The following is a 19,341-nucleotide window of genomic DNA, read 5'->3' on the forward strand; positions in this document are numbered from 1 at the left end:
GCCCCGGCCCGCCGGGGGGCCTCCGTAGCGGACGGACCCCGGACCCGGCGGGCCCCGGACCCCGAAGGCGTCCGCGGACGGGTGCCCGCACGGGGCCGCGGGCGGGTGGGGGCGGAGGGTCAGGCGGCGACCGGGACGCGGGCCTGCGCGGGAGTCAGGGCGAGTTCCAGGACCTGGCGCACGTCCGTCACCGGGTGGACCTCCAGGCCGGCCAGCACCTCCGCCGGGACGTCGTCCAGGTCGGCCTCGTTCCGCTTCGGGATGATCACCGTGGTCAGCCCGGCCCGGTGCGCGGCCAGCAGCTTCTGCTTGACGCCGCCGATCGGCAGCACCCGCCCCGTCAGCGAGACCTCGCCGGTCATCGCCACGTCCGTCCGCACCTGCCGCCCCGACAGCAGCGAGGCCAGCGCCGTCGTCATCGTGATGCCCGCGCTGGGGCCGTCCTTGGGCACCGCGCCCGCCGGGAAGTGGATGTGCACGCCCCGGTCCTTGAGGTCGGCGACCGGAAGCTCCAGCTCCGCCCCGTGGGACCGCAGGAAGCTCAGCGCGATCTGCGCCGACTCCTTCATGACGTCGCCCAGCTGACCGGTGAGGGTCAGGCCGGCCGCTCCCGTCTCCGGGTCGGCCAGCGAGGCCTCGACGAACAGCACGTCGCCGCCCGCCCCGGTCACCGCGAGGCCGGTGGCCACACCGGGTACGGCCGTGCGCCGCTCCGCCGGGTCCTGGGCGGACTCCGGCACGTGGTGCGGTCGCCCGATCAGCCCGCGCAGCTCACCGGCGCCGATCCGCAGCGGCAGTTCCCGCTCCCCCAGCTCGTGCTGGGAAGCGACCTTGCGCAGCAGCCGCGCCAGCGACCGCTCCAGGGTGCGCACGCCCGCCTCGCGGGTGTACTCCCCGGCGAGCTTCCTGAGCGCGTCCTCCTCCAGGACCACCTCGTCGGCGGCGAGTCCGGCCCGGTCCAGCTGCCGGGGCAGCAGGTGGTCGCGGGCGATGACGATCTTCTCGTCCTCGGTGTACCCGTCGAGGCGGACGAGCTCCATCCGGTCGGCCAGCGCCTCCGGGATGGCCTCCAGGACGTTGGCGGTGGCCAGGAACACCACGTCGCTGAGGTCCAGTTCCACTTCCAGGTAGTGGTCCCGGAAGGTGTGGTTCTGTGCCGGGTCCAGGACTTCGAGCAGTGCGGCCGCCGGGTCCCCGCGGAAGTCGGAGCCCACCTTGTCGATCTCGTCGAGGAGCACGACCGGGTTCATGGACCCGGCCTCCTTGATGGCCCGCACGATCCGGCCCGGCAGCGCGCCGACGTAGGTCCGGCGGTGTCCGCGCACCTCGGCCTCGTCCCGTACGCCGCCCAGGGCGACCCGGACGAACTTGCGGCCCATGGCGTGGGCCACCGACTCGCCCAGCGAGGTCTTGCCGACGCCGGGCGGCCCGACCAGCGCGAGCACGGCTCCGCCGCGCCGCCCGCCGATGACGCCCATGCCGCGCTCGCCGCGCCGCTTGCGGACGGCGAGGTACTCGGTGATGCGGTCCTTCACGTCGCCGAGGCCGGCGTGCTCGGCGTCGAGGACGGCCCGCGCGCCGCGGATGTCGTACCGGTCCTCGGTGCGCTCGTTCCAGGGCAGTTCCAGCACGGTGTCGAGCCAGGTGCGGATCCAGGAGCCCTCCGGGCTCTGGTCGCTGGACCGCTCCAGCTTGTCGACCTCCTTGAGGGCGGCCTCGCGTACCTTCTCCGGGAGGTCGGCGGCCTCGACGCGGGCCCGGTAGTCGTCGGACTCCTCGCCCTCCTTCTCGCCGCCCAGCTCGCGCAGTTCCTTGCGGACCGCCTCCAGCTGCCTGCGGAGCAGGAACTCCCGCTGCTGCTTGTCCACGCCTTCCTGGACGTCCTTGGCGATGGACTCGGCGACGTCCTGCTCGGCGAGGTGGTCACTGAGCGCCTTGACGGCGAGCTTGAGGCGGGCGATCGGGTCGGCGGTCTCCAGCAGTTCGACCTTCTGCTCGACCGTCAGGAACGGGGAGTAGCCGGAGTTGTCGGCGAGGGCCGACACCCCTTCGATCTGCTGGACGCGGTCGACGACCTGCCACGCCCCGCGCTTCTTGAGCCAGCTGGTGGCGAGCGCCTTGTACTCCTTGACGAGCTCGGTCACCGCACCGGGCAGCGGGTCCGGCAGGGCCTCCTCCACCGTCTCGCCCTCGACCCAGAGCGCCGCGCCGGGACCGGTGGTCCCGGCGCCGATGCGGACCCGCTCGCGACCGCGGATGAGGGCTCCCGGGTCGCCGTCGGAGAGCCGCCCCACCTGTTCGACGGTCCCCAGCACACCCGTTGCCGCGTACGTGCCGTCGACCCGGGGCACGAGCAGCACCCGGGGCTTCCCGCTGCCCGCCGCGGCCTGCGCGGCCTCGACGGCGGCGCGCACCTCGGTGTCGGACAGGTCCAGCGGAACGACCATTCCCGGCAGCACGACCTCGTCGTCGAGCGGCAGCACGGGCAGGGTGAGCGATACGGACGTCGAAGCCATGATCTTCCCTCCGGCAGTGAAGTTGAGCTATGCCGACTCAATGCATGTGCGCCTCCGGATGTTCCCCCACGCCCGTTCGCCGGCGGCGAACACCTTCGTACGGGGGCACGCAGCGCCGTGGGGAAGGCCGGTCGGCGCGGTCGGCCGTCGGGGAACGGTGCGCTGGGGGGCCGTCGGGGACGGTCAGCTGCCCGTGACCACCGGGCGCGCGTCCGAGGGCAGGCCCCACTCGCTCCAGGAGCCGTCGTACACGGCGATCCGGCCCCCGTGTCCGGCGAGCTCGGCGCCCAGAGCGAGCACACAGGCCGTCACTCCGGAACCGCAGCTGAAGTAGAGGTGTTCCCGATCCCCCGTCAGCGCCCGGAAGATGTCGCGGAGTTCCTCGGGCGGGCGCATCCGGCCGTCGGGCCGCCGGAGTTCGCCGAAGGGGAGGTTCAGCGCGCCCGGCATGTGACCGCCGCGCAGGCCGGGGCGGGGTTCGGGGTCGGTACCGGCGAAACGCCCCCGGGTCCGGGCGTCCAGGACGGCCGCGGCGGGGTCGGCCAGAGCGACGGTGACGGCGGCGGCGTCGACGAGCAGCCCGGGGCGGGGGCGGGCGGTGAAGGAGCCGCGCGGTCCGTCGTACGCGGGGCCGGCGGGCTCGACGGGCAGGCCGGCGGCCGTCCAGGCGGGCAGGCCGCCGTCGAGCACGGCGACCCGGTCGAGGCCCATGGCGCGCAGCATCCACCAGGCGCGGGGGGCCGAGTAGACGCCGGCGCCGTCGTAGACGACGACGGTGCTGGTGGCGTCCACGCCGAGGTCGCGCAGGGCCTCGGTGAACGCGGCGGGGCCGGGCATGGTGTGCGGGGCGGGGGCGTCGTGGTCGGAGAGGGCGCCGTCGAGGTCGAAGGGGCGGGCGCCGGGAATGCGGTGGTCCGCGCCGCGGTGGGCGCCGACGGAGGCGTCGAAGAGGACGAGCCCGGGCGCCCCGAGCCGCCCGGCCAGCCAGTCCACCCCGACCAGCGGCCCCGGCACCTCGGCGTCGCCCCGGGCCCCGGCGCCGGCGTCCGCGCCACCCGGCCGGGTGCCCGCCGCCGGACCGGCGCTCGCGGGGTCGCGGCCTTCGGCCGCTGTCCCCCGTCCGGGCGGTACGGGCTCCTGGGACGCGGGGGTTCGGGGCGTGGACGCGGGGGTTCGGGGCGTGGGCACGGGGCACCTCCGGAGGTTGCGGCCGACCGCGCCGCCCAACTCCCGGGCGGACGGCCCGCCGACTGCGCGACGCGGGTCGCCCCCATCCTCGTCCGCCGCCTGACCGGTGGTACCACCGGCCCGACTCGGGCCGTGCCGCCAGGGGCAGGCCGCCGCCCGTCACGAGGCGGCGCGGTCAGGGGGCCGGTCCCGCCGCCCTGCATCCCGGCGGACCCGGCACCCACGTAGGTCCGGTCCGCCCCGGCCTGCACGGTCGGAGCCGAACCCCGCGCCCACGGGTGGGCCGTTCGTGGGCCCGGGCAGGCGCAGGTGCAAGGGAGACGGAGGGCACGCCCCGGGGCGACTCGGCCCCTGAACCGGGTACGACCGACCCGTGACCCCGCATGCCCGCGGGGCAACCCGGCACACACCGGAACGCGCGACCCGGGACGGGAGCCTCAGGAACAGGAGCCTCAGGGGCAGGTGTGGGGGCGGGCGTAGAGCGCGATGCGGGCGCCGCGGACCTCCGTGGTGGAGCAGAGGTCGAACCAGGCCGCCAGGGTCTGGCGTTTGACCGCCTCGCGCGGGTAGGGGTCCACCGGCTGGTCGGCCGGGTCCAGCAGGGCGACGACCCGGGGGGACGCGATCAGCGCCTCGCGGATCTCCACCGACGGCAGCTCCGTGCCCTGGAGGCTCCGCGAGGCGGCCGGGGCGCGGTCCAGGGCGACGTCGCGCAGTTCCCCGTACGCCTCCGGCGACGACAGCAGCCACTCGCGCCGCCGCGACGGCAGGAACACCACCGCGTCGCCCGGCCGGGCCCGTTCGCGGACCGCCGCGGCCACCGCGAGGGCGTCGTCCTTGCGGCTCTCGGGGGTGTGCAGCCACGCCGACCACAGCACGGTCGGCGCCAGCAGCGCCGCGGCCGCCAGCCAGGGCCACACGCGCCGGACCGTCCCGGACGGCAGCGCCGCCAGTCGCGCCCCTGCCAGCAGGGCGAGGCCGGCCAGCGCGTACAGCACGTACCGGTCGACGTACCAGGGGTGCACCAGCGACAGCGTCAGCAGCAGCCCGGGCGGCAGCAGCACCAGCGGCAGGGCCACCCGTACGAGCTCCCGTTCCGCCCCCCGTGCGAGCAGCAGCGCGGCCGCCGCGACCACCCCGTACGCCGTCCAGTCCTCCCAGCCCGGCCGCCCCAGCCAGCCCAGCTGCTGCCGCGCCTGCCGCGCGCTCACCAGTGCCAGCGGCAGCAGCAGGGCGAGCACGGCCCCGGCGGCCCACCACCAGCCGCGCGAGCGCCGGCCGGTGAAGGCGTGGGCGAGCAGGGCCAGCGCGGCGAACTCGTGCAGCCAGCAGCCGAGCAGCAGCACCACCGCGTACGCCGCCCACCGCTCGCGCAGCATCAGGTACGTGGCCCACACCACCGCGGCCGCGACGAGGGCGTACGAGCGCCCCTCCTGCGCGTACATCTGCACCGGCGGCAGTACGGCGTACCCGAGGCCGGACAGGAGCGCCGCCCGGTCGCCGGCGAGCCGGTGGGCGACGGCGGCCACGCCGGCGGCGGCGAGGGCGGTCGCGGCGACGGAGGGCAGCCGCAGCGCCCACAGGCCGCCGTCCCACAGCTGGAAGACGCCGTGCAGGAGCAGGTAGTAGAGCCCGTGCACGGCGTCGACCTGCCCCAGCAGGTCCCAGAGCCCGCCGAGGGGGCGGTGGGCCACCTGCCAGGTGACGGACTCGTCGCGCCACATGCTGCCGCCGCGCTCCAGGCCCCAGAGGCCGAGCAGGGAGGCGAGCAGCGGCGGCAGCACGCGCCATGGGGCGATGCGGCGGATGACGGCCTCCGGGTGCTGTTCGTACGGTGGTGGGGACTCCATACTCGGGGTTCGGCCCGGGTCCTTGCGGAGGTGGGTGTGCGAGCGTTGCGAACGGCGGCGGTGGCGGGGCTCCTGCTGGGCGCGGTGGTCCTGGGCGGGTGCGCGCCGTCCGGCGCCGGGGACGGTGCGCCGCCCGCGCCGGGGCCGACGGCGAGCGGAACGGCGGGCGGGACGGCGGGCGCGACTGCGACACCCGGACCGGACCCGACCCGGACGTCGGCCCCTCCGACCGACCCCGCCACGCCGGCGGCCACGTCCCCGGCCACGACCTCGTCCGCCTCGACGCCCCCGGCCGCGACCCGGCCGCCCGCCGCCGGCGCGGCGCTGGTCCGTGTCTCCCGTACGGGCGGCTTCGCCGGGGAGACCCGGACCGTCGTCGTCAAGGAGGACGGCTCCTGGAGCCGGTCGGACGCCAGGTCGGGGACGGAATCGTCCGGCCGGCTGCCCGGCGCGGACCTCGACCGCCTGCGCGCGGCGCTGCGCGAGGCGGACTTCGCCCGGCTGCCGAGGATCTCCACGGGCGGTCCGAAGGTCTACGACGGGTACTTCTTCGCGTTCGTCCACGGCGGCCACGAGGTGTCCGGCGCCCAGGAATCGCTACCGCCGGCTCTGACGCGGGTGCTGGAGGCACTACCCCCGCTGACCGGAGGCTGACTCCGCCGGGGCGAGCCCCATCCGCTCGGACGGGGCAGGTCGCCTCGGAGCGGCACGGGCAGGGCCGCATCGGATCAAGGACGTGGTCACCGGCCGGCCCCGGCGCAGGACCGGGACCGACCGGGGACGGTAGCCCCCGAGACCGCGAGGCACCTGACCGCCTCGCCTGCCAGGGGCCGGTCCCGTGGGGGGGTCCGGCACCCGGCACAACCTCCGCCCTACCAGGGCGTTCCGCACAAATGCCCTGTCCGAACCCCGCATAGCCGCAGCCCGGTGCCTCCTCTACGCTGCACCCCACCACGCAGATCTTCATGGGGCGGGACCGGGACATGGAACAGACACACACCACCCACAACGGCGCCGCGGCGACACCCGGCGCCCAGCGGCGCGTGCTCGTCGTCGAGGACGACCGCACCATCGCCGAGGCCATCGCGGCCCGACTGCGGGCCGAGGGCTTCCAGGTGCAGACGGCCGCGGACGGCCCCGCCGCCGTCGCCGCGGCCGAGAGCTGGCTGCCGGAGCTGCTGGTGCTCGACATCATGCTGCCGGGCTTCGACGGGCTGGAGGTCTGCCGCCGGGTGCAGGCGCAGCGGCCGGTGCCGGTACTGATGCTCACGGCCCGGGACGACGAGACCGACCTGCTGGTCGGCCTCGGGGTCGGCGCCGACGACTACATGACCAAGCCGTTCTCGATGCGCGAGCTGGCCGCCCGCGTCCACGTGCTGCTGCGACGCGTCGAACGGGCCACGCTCGCCGCGCACGCGCCGCGCGGGGCCACCCTGCGGCTGGGCGACCTGGAGATCGACCACGCGCAGCGCCGGGTCCGGGTACAGGCCGAGGACGTGCACCTGACGCCGACCGAGTTCGACCTGCTGGTGTGCCTGGCCGGCACCCCGCGGGCGGTGCTCTCCCGCGAGCAGCTGCTGGCCGAGGTGTGGGACTGGGCCGACGCGTCCGGCACCCGTACGGTCGACAGCCACATCAAGGCGCTGCGGCGGAAGATCGGCGCGGAGCGGATCCGTACGGTCCACGGCGTCGGGTACGCCCTGGAGACCCCGGCGCAGGCATGAGCGGGCCGGCCCATCCGCCGGCCCGGTCCTCGTCCGGGGGGCTCCGGCCGTTCTCGCCGTTCTCGATCAAGACGAAGCTGGGCACCCTCGTGGTGGTCTCGGTCTTCATCACGACGGGCCTGCTGCTGGTGGCCCTGCGCACCGACACCGAGCTGCGGTTCATCACGGTCTTCTCGGTGATCGCCTCGATGCTGATCACCCAGTTCGTGGCGCACAGCCTGACGGCTCCGCTGGACGACATGACGACGGTGGCGCGGGCGATATCGCGCGGGGACTACACGCGGCGGGTGCGCGGCGTCGGGCGCCGGGACGAGCTGGGCGACCTGGCCGCGACGATCAACCTGATGGCGGACGACCTGGAGGCGGTGGACCGCCACCGCAAGGAACTGGTCGCGAACGTCTCCCACGAGCTGCGCACGCCGATCGCGGCCCTGCGGGCGGTCCTGGAGAACGTCGTGGACGGGGTCTCGGCCGCCGACCCGGAGACCATGCGCACGGCCCTCAAGCAGACCGAGCGGCTGGGCCGTCTGGTGGAGACCCTGCTGGACCTGTCCCGGGTGGACAACGGGGTGGTCCCGCTGCGCGCCCGCCGCTTCGAGGTGTGGCCGTACCTGTCGGGGGTGCTCAAGGAGTCGGGGCTGGCGGCTGCCGGTCGGCCGGGGCTGTCCTCCGGTTCCGGCGGGCACACCCGCAACGACGTGCACCTGCATCTGGACGTCTTCCCGCCCGAGCTGACGGCGTACGCGGACGCCGAGCGGCTGCACCAGGTGGTGGCCAACCTGATCGACAACGCGGTCAAGCACAGCCCCGCGCACGGCCGGGTCACGGTCCGCGCCCGGGCCGGCGAGGCGCCCGGCAGTCTGGCCCTGGAGGTACGGGACGAGGGCCCGGGCATTCCGGAGGCGGAGCGGCACCGGGTCTTCGAGCGGTTCAACCGGGGCAACGCGGGCGGCGGCGACGGCGGCACCGGGCTGGGGCTCGCCATCGCCCGGTGGGCGGTGGAACTGCACGGCGGGCACATCGGGGTGGCCGAATCGTCACGGGGCTGCCGAATCCTTGTCACACTGCCGGGCAGCTCGCGGGCGCCGCGTTGACGTAGGGTTCGAGTGGGAAGGACATGATCTCGGCCACATGTGCCCGAGGTCGTCAGGGGTGCGAAGCCATGGGGGCCGCAACCACGCTGTCGCCTACCCGAACCACGCTTGTTTCCCGCCATTCCAGGCGGCGAAACCCGCCGTTCGATGTGACCTGCGTGACGGAAGTCCCGCCCGGTCTGCATGTCGCGGCCCAGGAGGCGTAGCCTTTATTCCCGCTGTCCATACCTTGTGAAGCGGAAGAGGGCGGTTGCCGCCGTGTCGCCACAGTCCCCCAGTAATTCGAGCACCACGACCGAAGCAGCAGAGGGCGGGAAGAACCCCGCCTCAGGCTTCGGTGCCAACGAGTGGCTCGTCGACGAGATCTATCAGCAGTACCTCCAGGACCCGAACTCGGTCGACCGGGCCTGGTGGGACTTCTTCGCCGACTACCAGCCGGGGGGCACCGTCGCTCCGGCCAAGGCCGAAGAGCCGAAGAAGTCCCCGACGACGGACGGCGCCTCCGCACAGGCCGCCGACGCCGCCGCAGTGCCGCAGGCCGCCGACGCCGCCACGGGGGCGGCGAGCACCGTGCCCGCGTCTGCGCCGACCCCCGTCTCCGCGCCCACGCCCGTGCCAGCTCCTGCCCCTGCTCCTGCCACCCCCTCTGGTGCCCCTGCTGTGACTGTCACCTCCCAGGCCCCGGCCGCCGCACCGGCCGCCGCTCCCGCTCCCGCAGCCCCCAAGCAGGCCGCGCCCGCCACCGGGGGCCCCGCGGGCCCCGAACTGGTGACGCTCCGCGGCCCGGCGGCTGCCGTCGCCAAGAACATGAACGCCTCGCTGGAGGTGCCGACGGCCACGTCCGTCCGCGCCGTCCCGGTGAAGCTGCTGTTCGACAACCGCATCGTCATCAACAACCACCTGAAGCGCGCCCGGGGCGGGAAGATCTCCTTCACCCACCTCATCGGCTACGCGATGGTGCAGGCCATCAAGGCCATGCCGTCGATGAACTACTCCTTCGCGGAGAAGGACGGCAAGCCGACCCTGGTCAAGCCGGAGCACGTCAACTTCGGCCTCGCGATCGACCTCGTGAAGCCGAACGGCGACCGCCAGCTCGTCGTCGCCGGCATCAAGAAGGCCGAGACGCTCAACTTCTTCGAGTTCTGGCAGGCGTACGAGGACATCGTCCGCCGGGCCCGCGTCGGCAAGCTGACGATGGACGACTTCACCGGCGTCACCGTCTCGCTGACCAACCCCGGCGGCCTGGGCACCGTCCACTCCGTGCCGCGCCTGATGCCCGGGCAGTCGGTCATCATGGGCGTCGGCTCGATGGACTACCCGGCCGAGTTCCAGGGCACCTCCCAGGACACCCTGAACAAGCTGGGCATCTCCAAGGTCATGACCCTGACCTCGACGTACGACCACCGGGTGATCCAGGGCGCCGCATCGGGCGAGTTCCTGCGCGTCGTCGCGAACATGCTGCTCGGCGAGAACGGCTTCTACGACGACGTCTTCGAGGCGCTGCGCATCCCGTACGAGCCGGTGCGCTGGAACCGCGACATCGACGCCTCGCACGACGACGACGTCACGAAGGCCGCCCGCGTCTTCGAGCTGATCCACTCCTACCGGGTGCGCGGCCACGTCATGGCCGACACCGACCCGCTGGAGTACAAGCAGCGCAAGCACCCCGACCTCGACATCACCGAGCACGGCCTCACCCTGTGGGACCTGGAGCGCGAGTTCGCGGTCGGCGGCTTCTCCGGCAAGTCGATGATGAAGCTCCGCGACATCCTCGGCGTGCTGCGCGACTCGTACTGCCGCACCACCGGCGTCGAGTTCATGCACATCCAGGACCCGAAGCAGCGCCGCTGGATCCAGGACCGCATCGAGCGCCCGCACACCAAGCCGGAGCGCGAGGAGCAGCTGCGCATCCTGCGCCGGCTGAACGCGGCGGAGGCCTTCGAGACCTTCCTGCAGACGAAGTACGTCGGCCAGAAGCGCTTCTCGCTGGAGGGCGGCGAGTCCGTCATCCCGCTGCTCGACGCCGTCATCGACTCGGCCGCCGAGGCCCGCCTCGAAGAGGTCGTCATCGGCATGGCCCACCGCGGCCGCCTGAACGTGCTCGCGAACATCGTCGGCAAGTCGTACGCGCAGATCTTCCGCGAGTTCGAGGGCAACCTCGACCCGAAGTCGATGCACGGCTCCGGCGACGTCAAGTACCACCTGGGCGCCGAGGGCACCTTCACCGGCCTCGACGGCGAGCAGATCAAGGTCTCGCTCGTCGCGAACCCCTCGCACCTGGAGGCGGTCGACCCGGTCCTGGAGGGTGTCGCCCGCGCCAAGCAGGACGTCATCAACAAGGGCGGCACGGACTTCACCGTCCTGCCTCTGGCCCTGCACGGCGACGCGGCCTTCGCGGGCCAGGGCGTGGTCGCCGAGACGCTGAACATGTCGCAGCTGCGCGGCTACCGCACCGGCGGCACCGTGCACGTGGTCATCAACAACCAGGTCGGCTTCACCGCCGCACCGGAGTCCTCGCGTTCCTCGATGTACGCGACCGACGTGGCCCGCATGATCGAGGCGCCGATCTTCCACGTGAACGGCGACGACCCGGAGGCCGTGGTCCGCATCGCGCGGCTCGCCTTCGAGTTCCGTCAGGCGTTCAACAAGGACGTGGTCATCGACCTCATCTGCTACCGCCGCCGCGGCCACAACGAGTCCGACAACCCGGCGTTCACGCAGCCGCTGATGTACGACCTGATCGACAAGAAGCGCTCGGTGCGCAAGCTGTACACCGAGTCCCTCATCGGTCGCGGCGACATCACGCTGGAAGAGGCCGAGCAGGCGCTCCAGGACTTCCAGGGCCAGCTGGAGAAGGTCTTCGCGGAGGTCCGCGAGGCCGCCACGCAGCCGGCCGCCGGCTCCCCGGTGCCGCCCGCGCAGGTGGCGCAGGTGTTCCCGGTCGCCGTGAACACCGCGATCTCCCAGGAGGTCGTCAAGCGGATCGCCGAGTCCCAGGTCAACATCCCCGAGCACGTCACCGTCCACCCGCGCCTGCTGCCGCAGCTGCAGCGCCGCGCGTCGATGATCGACGAGGGCACGATCGACTGGGGCATGGGCGAGACCCTGGCCTTCGGCTCGCTGCTGATGGAGGGCACCCCGGTCCGGCTGTCCGGCCAGGACTCCCGGCGCGGCACCTTCGGCCAGCGGCACGCGGTCCTCATCGACCGGGAGACCGGCGAGGACTACACCCCGCTGCAGTACCTGTCCGAGGACCAGGCCCGGTACAACGTCTACGACTCGCTGCTCTCCGAGTACGCGGCCATGGGCTTCGAGTACGGTTACTCGCTGGCCCGTCCGGACGCGCTGGTCCTCTGGGAGGCCCAGTTCGGTGACTTCGTCAACGGCGCGCAGACCGTCGTGGACGAGTTCATCTCCTCGGCCGAGCAGAAGTGGGGCCAGACCTCCGGCGTCACGCTGCTCCTGCCGCACGGCTACGAGGGCCAGGGCCCGGACCACTCGTCCGCCCGCCCGGAGCGCTTCCTGCAGATGTGCGCGCAGGACAACATGACGGTCGCGATGCCGACCCTGCCGTCGAACTACTTCCACCTGCTGCGCTGGCAGGTCCACAACCCGCACCACAAGCCGCTGATCGTCTTCACCCCGAAGTCGATGCTGCGTCTGAAGGCGGCGGCGTCGAAGGCGGAGGAGTTCACGAACGGTTCGTTCCGTCCGGTCATCGGCGACAGCACGGTGGACCCGAACGCGGTCCGCAAGGTCGTCTTCTGCGCGGGCAAGGTCTTCTACGACCTTGAGGCCGAGCGGGAGAAGCGCGGCATCACCGACACGGCCATCATCCGCATCGAGCGGCTGTACCCGCTGGCGGGCGCGGAACTCCAGGCGGAGATCGCCAAGTTCCCGAACGCGGCGAAGTACATCTGGGCCCAGGAAGAGCCGGCGAACCAGGGTGCGTGGCCGTTCATCGCGCTGAACCTGATCGACCACCTCGACCTGGCGGTCGGCGCGGAGGTCCCGGCGGGCGAGCGCCTGCGGCGCGTCTCGCGCCCGCACGGCTCGTCCCCGGCGGTGGGCTCCGCGAAGCGCCACCAGGCGGAGCAGCAGCTCCTCCTGAACGAGGTCTTCGAGGCCTGACCCCGGCGCACCTCACCACCCGGAAGGCCCGGTCCCCCCAGGGGGCCGGGCCTTCCGGCACGTCCTGACCTCGGGCACCGGCGCGGGCGGTCGATCGGTACCGGAGTGGATCGTCCTTCCGGTAAGAAGGCGGCTCAGACGCCTACCTGTCACGGGTCGCCGACGAAACCTCCCCGGGCGCGTGACGCGCCCGACCCCCTCTACGGTTGGGGCTCGAAGTCCCAGTACGGGCGGGTGCGTTGTTTCGCCGAGACCGTGTGGACGTGCTCCGCGCCCAGGGTGCGGGTGAGGCCCTGGATGGCGGCGTCCTCGTGCTGGGCCGCCTCCGTGTCCTCGCGTACCGACCGGAGGTCCGCGGCCAGGGCGATGCGGGCGCTCAGCGCCAGCGGGTGGTCCCGGCCCAGGACCCGTTCGGCGGTGCGGAGCGTCTCGCGGCTCAGGTCCAGCGCGTCCTCCAGACGACCGGTGATGTTGCGGTGCCCGGTGGCGTTCAGCGCGCAGCCCAGCGTCCAGGGGTGCCGGTCCCCGAGCGCGTTCCGCATGCCGACCAGGGCCCGTTCGGCGAGGTCCAGTGCCTCGGTGCGCTCGCCCTGGGCGCGGAGTACGAGGCCGAGGTTGCCGGCGGTGCCGACGCTGTACGGGTGGGCGGGGCCCAGCTGCGAGCGGTAGCCGCGGACCACGTCCTCGGAGATCCGGCGCGCCTCGCCGATGTCCCCGTACTCGCGCAGGTAGGTGGCGTAGTCGGAGGCGACCATCAGCGTCCACGGGTAGTCGGCCCCGAAGACCCTCGTCGCCCGTTCCCACACCGTCCGCAGCCGCAGCCCCGCACCCGGGATGTCGCCGCAGCGGCGCAGGCACAGGCCGAGGTTGTGCTCGGCCCGCAGGGTCTGCGGGTGACCCAGGCCCAGGACCTGCGTGTTGAGCTTGACGCCCTGCTCCTGCCGGGTCTGCGCCTCCCGGTAGCGGCCCATCAGCCGCAGTCCCATGGCGCAGGCGATGCCGGAGGCGAGGGTCGAGATGTGCAGGGCCTTCAGGACCCGCTCGCGGCGGCGCAGGGTGTCCAGGTCGAGGTCGTAGGCGTCCTGGTAGCGGCCGAGGAGCCGGTAGGTGGCGGCGAGGTTGTTCTGGGCGTCGAGGGTGACCGGGTCGTCCTCGCCGAGCAGTTCGCGGTACGTGGCCAGGCAGTGCTCGAAGATCTCGCGGGCCGGCTCGAAGTCCGCGATGCACAGCAGGACGCCGCCGTAGGCGCTGCTGGCGCGCAGGGTCTGCAGGTCCCGCTCGCCGCGCTCCCGCGTGAGCCGGTCGGCGACGGCCCGGGTGAGGATCTCGCCGCGGCGGAAGAGGCCGAGGTTGCGCAGGGCTCCGCCGTACGGGTAGCTCAGCTCGCGCACCATGGGGTGGTCGTCGCCGAGCGCGGCGCGCCAGACCCGGTCGGTCTCCTCGGACAGCCGCAGGCAGGTGCGGTACTCGCCGGCGAGCAGCAGGTAGCGCAGGCAGTGCAGGAGGAAGTTCTGGATCCGGGGGTTGCCGCTGGTCAGCACCCCGGAGGTGGTCAGGTGCGGGACGAGTTCGGCGTAGCGGGGCCACAGCCGCGCGTCGGAGGGGCGGCCGGGGTCGGCGGCCGCGAGCACCTGGCGGACGGCGCGGGCGAGCGGTTCGGCCTCGTCCTCGGCGAGGTCCTCGCGGACGATGCCGTGGACCATGCGGTGCAGTTGTACGGTCTCCAGCCCGCCGCCCTCCTCCACGGGCAGGTCGGAGTACTCCAGGCGGACGACGGAGAACTGGACGAGCTTGTTCAGGGCGGCGTTCCAGCGGATCTGGTCGTTGATCAGGCCGGCGAGGTCCTCGGGCACGTCCTCGGCGGGGAATTCGCGCAGCAGGCGCAGCGGTACCGGTCCGGGCGCGAAGAAGACGAACAGCCGCAGCAGGGCGAGGGCGTCGGGGAAGTTCTCCCGGACGTTGTTGAGGAGTATGGCGAGGGCGGTGGGAAAGGGCAGCGGGTAGTCGTCGGAGAGGGTGACGGCCTCGCGGGAGTCCAGTCGGCGCCGGAGCAGTTCCAGGTAGTCGCCGACGGTGAGCGGGGAGTCGGCGAGCCAGCCGGCGGTCTGGTCGAGGGCGAGGGGGTAGTCCTCCAGGGCCTCCGCGAGCCGGTCGGCCTCGGCGGCGGTCAGCCGCAGGGCGCGGCGGCGGATGAAGGTGACGGACTCGGGCCGCGCGTAGAGGGGGACTTCGACCAGGCTGGTGTGCCGGGAGCCCCAGGCGCGGTTGCGGGAGGTGATGATGACGTCGCCCGCGCCGGAGGGCAGCAGGTCGACGAGGTCGTCGGGGTTGTCGCAGCCGTCGAAGACCATCAGCCAGCGGTGGTACGGGGCCCCGCGCCGCAGCGCTTCGAGGACGGCCCGGATCTGCTCCCCGTAGCTGCCCGCGCCGCGCGGCAGGCCGAGGGCGGGGGCCAGGTCGGCGAGGCGTTCGCGCAGGGTGGGCCGGTCCTCGGCGGGGACCCACCAGACGACGTCGTACTCGGAGGCGAAGCGGTAGGCGTACTCGGTCGCGACCTGGGTCTTGCCCACGCCGGAGAGCCCCAGCAGGGTGACGGTGGAGGCGCCGGGCGGCGCCTCGGTGAGCGCCGCGCGCAGGGCGCCGATGACGTCGTTGCGGCCGGTGAAGCGGGGGTTGCGGCGCGGGACCCGGCCCCAGATCTCGGGCGGGTCGTTGGGGAAGCGGGGTCCCCGGCGGCCGGTCTCGACGCCGATCCGGTCGGTGGGGAGTTCCAGCCGGCGCAGCACGCGGTACTCCGCCTCGTACGCGTCCAGGCCCCACAGGTCGGCCTTCTCCAGGACGGCGACGGCGCTGGGCAGCGGGGCGTCGGTGAGGCAGACGGCGGCGAACCGCTCGGGGTGGCGGTCGGTGACGGTGCGCAGGGCGGTGTTCCACTCCTCGTCGGTGTGGGTGCCGACGGAGAAGTAGCGCTCGCTGAGGACCAGGAGGACCCGGCTGCCGGAGCGGGCCAGGTCGTCGAGCGCGGGGGCGAGTCCGGGGCCGCCCTGCGGGTCCCAGCGCTGGAGCGCGACACGGTGTCCGTGCTCCTCCAGGCGGTGGGCGATCCACACCGCCCAGGGGCGGTTGAAGCCTGCGAAGCTGATGACGAAGCGCTGCGGCCGCCGCGGCCGCAGCGCCGCCGGGTCGGGGTCCTGACGACTACCGGTCATGCTGCCGTCTCCCTGGGGTGCGGGCCGTGGACGGGGTGCACAAGGTATCGCGGACGTACCGGGACGGAGCCTGTCGATCCGCTCCGGCTCACCCGTCCGCGAACGGCGCGAGTTCGGGGTGTGCCTCGCACCAGGCGCGGCGCTCCCGGTCGACGGCGCGGCGGGCGGTGGCGTGCTGGTCCCCGGGCGGCGGCAGCTCGTCCATGGCCCGTTCGGCGGCGGCCATCGCGTCGGTGAACTCCCGTCCGGCGGAGGTCAGTCGGTCGTGGGCGCGCAGGGCGGGCAGGACGGCGGCCACCTGGGCCCGGATCCGGGCGTGCTGGGCCCAGGCGCCCCGGGCCCCGTAGAGGGCGGCGCGCTGCCAGTACCCCGCCAGGGCCAGGTGCGCGTAGGTCCCGTGCAGGAGCCCCTCCAGGGGGCGGGGGTCGGCGCGCCAGGGGGCCCAGTGGCGGGCGGTGCGGTCGGCGGTGTGCAGGGTCAGCACGTCGGCGAGGGCGGCGAGTTTGCCGTGCTGGACCTCGTGGACGAGCGTGGCGGCCAGGGCGGGCGGGGCCTGCGCCCGGGCCAGTACGGAGCCGGGAGCCGCGGGGAGGGTGGCGCCGCTGGAGCGGGAGCCTCCGGCGAGCGGTACGACGGAGCGCAGCAGGTGGACGGTCTCCTCCGCACGGGTGGTGTCGTACCGGTGGAGGAGGGTGAGCGCGCCGGACCACTGGGTGTCCCAGCGCTTGTGGCCCTTGGCGGTGAGCCGGCGGGCCGGTCGGACGGGCGCCGGGCGGGCCGGGCCGGGCGCGCGGTACGGGTCGAGGTCGTCGAGGGTGGTGCCGCCGCCGGGCAGGGCGTGCAGGGGCAGCGTGGCGGGATCGTCGGGGTCCCAGGAGCGCTCGGTCAGGGCGAGCGGGCCGGGGCGTTCGGGGCGCAGCAGGCCGAGGGTGGGCAGGACGAGGCGGCCGTGCACGGGCCGAAGGGTCGTGGTGAAGGCGATCCCGGCGCGCAGGGCGGCGGCGACGGCGACGGCCCCGAGGTGGGCGAGGTCGGGCGCGGGTCCGTGCGGGGCGTGCAGGCGGCGCAGGGTCTCCTCGGCCCAGACCCCGGTGGCGGGGTAGTGCAGTACGTCGCGCACGGCGGCCGGGGCGTGTCGTTCGGCGTCCTCCAACAGGGCCCAGTGGTCGGCGGTCTCTCCGGTCGGGCCGCCGGGGGCGGCGTCCAGGACGGCGCGGAGCAGGACCAGGCGCTTGGAGCGGCGGATGTCGCGGACGAGGCGGGTGCCGTCGGGGGAGGGCTCGGTGGAGGCGAGGGCGCGCAGGGTGCGGGAGGTGACGGCGAAGGAGGTGAGCACGGGGTTCATGAGGCGGCCCCCGCGGGGCGGTCGGTGGCGGGGGGCGGGGTGGTGGGGGGCGGGGTGGTGGGGGGCGGGGGCTGAGCGGCCGGCCTCGGGGAGAGCGGCTGGGCGGAGGGTCGGGCGGGTGCGGGGTCGGCGGGGGCGGGCGGCGGGGCGGGGCGGGTGGGCGCGGGGTCGGCGGGGGCGGGCGGCGGGGCGGGGCGGGTGGCTCGCTGGAGGGCGGCGGCGATGTGCCGGATCAGGGCCTGCAGGTCGGCGCAGTACACGGACGGCTGCCGGAAGCCCTCCCCGTCGCGGAAGCGGTGCGGGTAGTGCCCGCCTCCGCACACGTCCACCAGGGCGCAGGTACGGCACCCGTCGGCCAGGGCCTCCCGCCCGAGCTGGCGGGCGGCGAAGCCGGGGTGGTCGAGGAGCTGGTCGAAGCTGTGGGTGTCGAGGGCCAGGCCGGTGGCGGCGGCCCCCTCGTAAGCGGATTTCAGCGAATCGGCCTGTTCGATGGAGCCGTCGGTCTCGATCACGGCGGTGGTGGCGGGCGTGAGCCCGAGGGTCTCGGTGGCGGCGGGCAGGCCGAGCAGCAGGGCGATGATCTCCTCGAACATCCGGATGCGGGTGCGCCGCGCGTCGTCGTGCCACCAGCGTTCGAAGACGGCGAGGAGCCAGGCGGCGTACGGCGGCCCGTCGGGGGCGTGGCCGGTGGGGCGCGCGGGCGGTGGGGTGCTCCAGTTGGCGAGGGGCAGCAACAGCCCGACGCTGGGCGGGGCGAACGCGAGCAGGGACTCGTACGTCTCCACCGGGTCCTGGCCGAGGTCGATGACGCAGAGCACGCCGGCGTAGCTCTCCGGATGGCGGGCCAGCAGCCGCAACCCCCGGGCGGCGGCGCCGAATCCGGGCCGCCCGGCGTGGTCCACGCGGCGGCGGTTGTGGGCGGGCAGCCCCCCGTCGAGGCTGACCCCGACCCGTATCCCGGCGGCGGCCAGCGCGGCGAGGCGGCCCCGGGTGAGCAGCGTGCCGTTGGTCTGGACGGTGGCGGTGACCCTGGTGCGGGGCGAGTGCCGGGCCACGGCGGCCCGTACGGCGTCGACGGGCACCGCGAGCCGGGCCGGGGCCGTGAGCAGCGGTTCGCCACCGTGCAGGACGAGGTCGACCCGGGGCAGGGCGTGCGCGGCGGCGTGCTCGGCGATCCGCTGGGCGGCGCGGTCGGCGGTGGCCCGGCTCATCACGGCGGGCTGGGTGCGCCAGCCCTGGTCGGCCATCTCGTAGACGTAGCAGTAGGTGCAGGCGAGGTTGCAGCGGCTACGGGTCTTGAGGACGAACTGCCGTACGGGGTGGGGCCGGTGGCCGGCTGCCCGCAGGGCGGGGACGTCGAGTCGGGCGTACGGCCAGGGCGCGTGGCGGGCGTGCCGATCCCGGAGGGACTGGTTCCGGTGCGGGGGCAGCACGGCGTCGCCGGCCTTCGTGTGCCTCATCGCCTTACCTCCCGCTGCGGACGGTGCATCCCTGCCCTCGGGACACCCCGGCCTAACGCCGGAAAGCAGTCAACCGACGGCGCTGACCCGGGCATCGCGGCGGGCGCGGCTCCCGGGACCCGGGGGGGCGGGGGCCGGGCCCGGCTCGCCGGACCCCTCACGGCGCTCCCCGCCCGCGCCTCAAGCGCCGGCGGGGCTGGAAGACGGGGCTCAGCCCCGGGCCCCGGAGGAGGGGGCGGGCACGGCTCACCGGGCCCCCGGGGGGCGGAGCCGGGCGGCAGGGGGCGACCAAGGACGGCCGCAGGACGGCGGGGGCGGCCAGGGCCGGCGACAGGGGCTGCTGCGGGACGGCGCGGGGTAGGTCGGTCGGGACGGTCAGGGCGGGAGCCGGAGGCGGTCGGGGCGGGCTGAACGGTGTTGTCCTCGGGGGGTCGGCAGGTCAGACGACCCCGGAGTCAAAGGCGTTCAGGATCTCGGCGGGATGCGTGACCCGCTCCACCATGCCTTCGATGACCGCGGCGAGCACCGGGTGGTCGATCCCGCGCAATTCGGCCAGATCGAGGCCGGAGAGGTCGGGCAATCGCCCACCGCACGCGCGTCGCGCGACCGAGGAACGGGTCTGGGCGTGGTCCGGAAGAGGGGCTCGGGCGGGGGTCGGGGCGGGTGCCTGCTCGGGGGTGGCAGCCTGCCCCGGTACCGGGGCCCGGGCCCGGCCCGGAGCAAGGTTGTGACCCGGGCCGTGAGCCGAGGCCGAGACAGGGCGATTTGCGTCAGCCGGTGCCTGGGCCTGGGCCCGAACCGAAGCAAGGGCTTGTGCGTCGACC

General features: G+C 74.3%; 11 protein-coding genes. 4 read left to right on the top strand and 7 right to left on the bottom strand.

What is annotated here, in order from left to right; all coding sequences use genetic code 11:
• Positions 1-119: 119 nt before the first annotated feature.
• The 3 genes from lon to ACWFQ8_RS01890 all read right to left on the bottom strand — a co-directional run bounded on the left by lon (position 120) and on the right by ACWFQ8_RS01890 (position 5,554).
• Complete coding sequence (lon, locus tag ACWFQ8_RS01880; RefSeq protein ID WP_453784219.1) at positions 120-2,516, bottom strand: endopeptidase La; 2,397 nt, start codon at positions 2,514-2,516, stop codon at positions 120-122.
• Between the two features lie 183 nt (positions 2,517-2,699).
• The gene (locus ACWFQ8_RS01885) at positions 2,700-3,530 is read right to left on the bottom strand and encodes a sulfurtransferase (RefSeq protein ID WP_453784292.1); all 831 of its coding nucleotides are present in this window, start codon (positions 3,528-3,530) and stop codon (positions 2,700-2,702) included.
• Between the two features lie 626 nt (positions 3,531-4,156).
• Positions 4,157-5,554 (bottom strand): glycosyltransferase family 39 protein, encoded by a 1,398-nt coding sequence (locus ACWFQ8_RS01890; RefSeq protein WP_453784220.1) that lies wholly within the window; start codon positions 5,552-5,554, stop codon positions 4,157-4,159.
• Between the two features lie 36 nt (positions 5,555-5,590).
• Here ACWFQ8_RS01890 and ACWFQ8_RS01895 point away from each other — a divergent pair, with 36 nt between their 5' ends.
• The 4 genes from ACWFQ8_RS01895 to ACWFQ8_RS01910 all read left to right on the top strand — a co-directional run bounded on the left by ACWFQ8_RS01895 (position 5,591) and on the right by ACWFQ8_RS01910 (position 12,503).
• Positions 5,591-6,208 (top strand): hypothetical protein, encoded by a 618-nt coding sequence (locus tag ACWFQ8_RS01895; protein ID WP_453784221.1) that lies wholly within the window; start codon positions 5,591-5,593, stop codon positions 6,206-6,208.
• Positions 6,209-6,537: 329 nt separating this feature from the next.
• Positions 6,538-7,278 carry a response regulator transcription factor gene (locus tag ACWFQ8_RS01900; protein WP_384532548.1) on the top strand — a complete coding sequence of 247 codons (741 nt, stop codon included), beginning with the start codon at positions 6,538-6,540 and terminating at the stop codon, positions 7,276-7,278.
• Positions 7,275-8,372, top strand: coding sequence for a HAMP domain-containing sensor histidine kinase (locus ACWFQ8_RS01905; protein WP_453784222.1), 1,098 nt, complete (start codon positions 7,275-7,277; stop codon positions 8,370-8,372). Before ACWFQ8_RS01900 ends, ACWFQ8_RS01905 begins: the two co-directional genes overlap by 4 nt.
• 258 nt (positions 8,373-8,630) lie before the next feature.
• Complete coding sequence (locus ACWFQ8_RS01910) at positions 8,631-12,503, top strand: multifunctional oxoglutarate decarboxylase/oxoglutarate dehydrogenase thiamine pyrophosphate-binding subunit/dihydrolipoyllysine-residue succinyltransferase subunit (RefSeq protein ID WP_453784223.1); 3,873 nt, start codon at positions 8,631-8,633, stop codon at positions 12,501-12,503.
• Between the two features lie 200 nt (positions 12,504-12,703).
• On the opposite strand, the gene fxsT is transcribed toward ACWFQ8_RS01910, so the two are convergent.
• The 4 genes from fxsT to fxsA form a co-directional block, all read right to left on the bottom strand.
• Positions 12,704-15,712 (bottom strand): FxSxx-COOH system tetratricopeptide repeat protein, encoded by a 3,009-nt coding sequence (gene fxsT / locus ACWFQ8_RS01915; RefSeq protein ID WP_453784224.1) that lies wholly within the window; start codon positions 15,710-15,712, stop codon positions 12,704-12,706.
• 88 nt (positions 15,713-15,800) lie between these two features.
• On the bottom strand, positions 15,801-17,057 hold the full coding sequence (locus tag ACWFQ8_RS01920) for an HEXXH motif domain-containing protein (protein WP_453784225.1): 1,257 nt from the start codon (positions 17,055-17,057) through the stop codon (positions 15,801-15,803).
• Complete coding sequence (locus tag ACWFQ8_RS01925; RefSeq protein ID WP_453784226.1) at positions 17,054-18,517, bottom strand: FxsB family cyclophane-forming radical SAM/SPASM peptide maturase; 1,464 nt, start codon at positions 18,515-18,517, stop codon at positions 17,054-17,056. Before ACWFQ8_RS01925 ends, ACWFQ8_RS01920 begins: the two co-directional genes overlap by 4 nt.
• 439 nt (positions 18,518-18,956) lie before the next feature.
• Positions 18,957-19,097 (bottom strand): FxSxx-COOH cyclophane-containing RiPP peptide, encoded by a 141-nt coding sequence (gene fxsA / locus ACWFQ8_RS01930; RefSeq protein ID WP_453784227.1) that lies wholly within the window; start codon positions 19,095-19,097, stop codon positions 18,957-18,959.
• Between the last annotated feature and the right edge of the window lie 244 nt (positions 19,098-19,341).

The sequence above is a fragment of the Streptomyces sp. NPDC055254 genome, from assembly GCF_053606025.1.

Excerpts from the sequence above, each read along its gene's own strand:
- fxsT (WP_453784224.1), bottom strand. The coding sequence starts at position 15,712 with ATGACCGGTAGTCGTCAGGACCCCGACCCGGCGGCGCTGCGGCCGCGG.
- ACWFQ8_RS01900 (WP_384532548.1), top strand. The coding sequence starts at position 6,538 with ATGGAACAGACACACACCACCCACAACGGCGCCGCGGCGACACCCGGC.
- ACWFQ8_RS01890 (WP_453784220.1), bottom strand. The coding sequence starts at position 5,554 with ATGGAGTCCCCACCACCGTACGAACAGCACCCGGAGGCCGTCATCCGC.
- ACWFQ8_RS01905 (WP_453784222.1), top strand. The coding sequence starts at position 7,275 with ATGAGCGGGCCGGCCCATCCGCCGGCCCGGTCCTCGTCCGGGGGGCTC.
- ACWFQ8_RS01925 (WP_453784226.1), bottom strand. The coding sequence starts at position 18,517 with ATGAGGCACACGAAGGCCGGCGACGCCGTGCTGCCCCCGCACCGGAAC.
- ACWFQ8_RS01920 (WP_453784225.1), bottom strand. The coding sequence starts at position 17,057 with ATGAACCCCGTGCTCACCTCCTTCGCCGTCACCTCCCGCACCCTGCGC.
- lon (WP_453784219.1), bottom strand. The coding sequence starts at position 2,516 with ATGGCTTCGACGTCCGTATCGCTCACCCTGCCCGTGCTGCCGCTCGAC.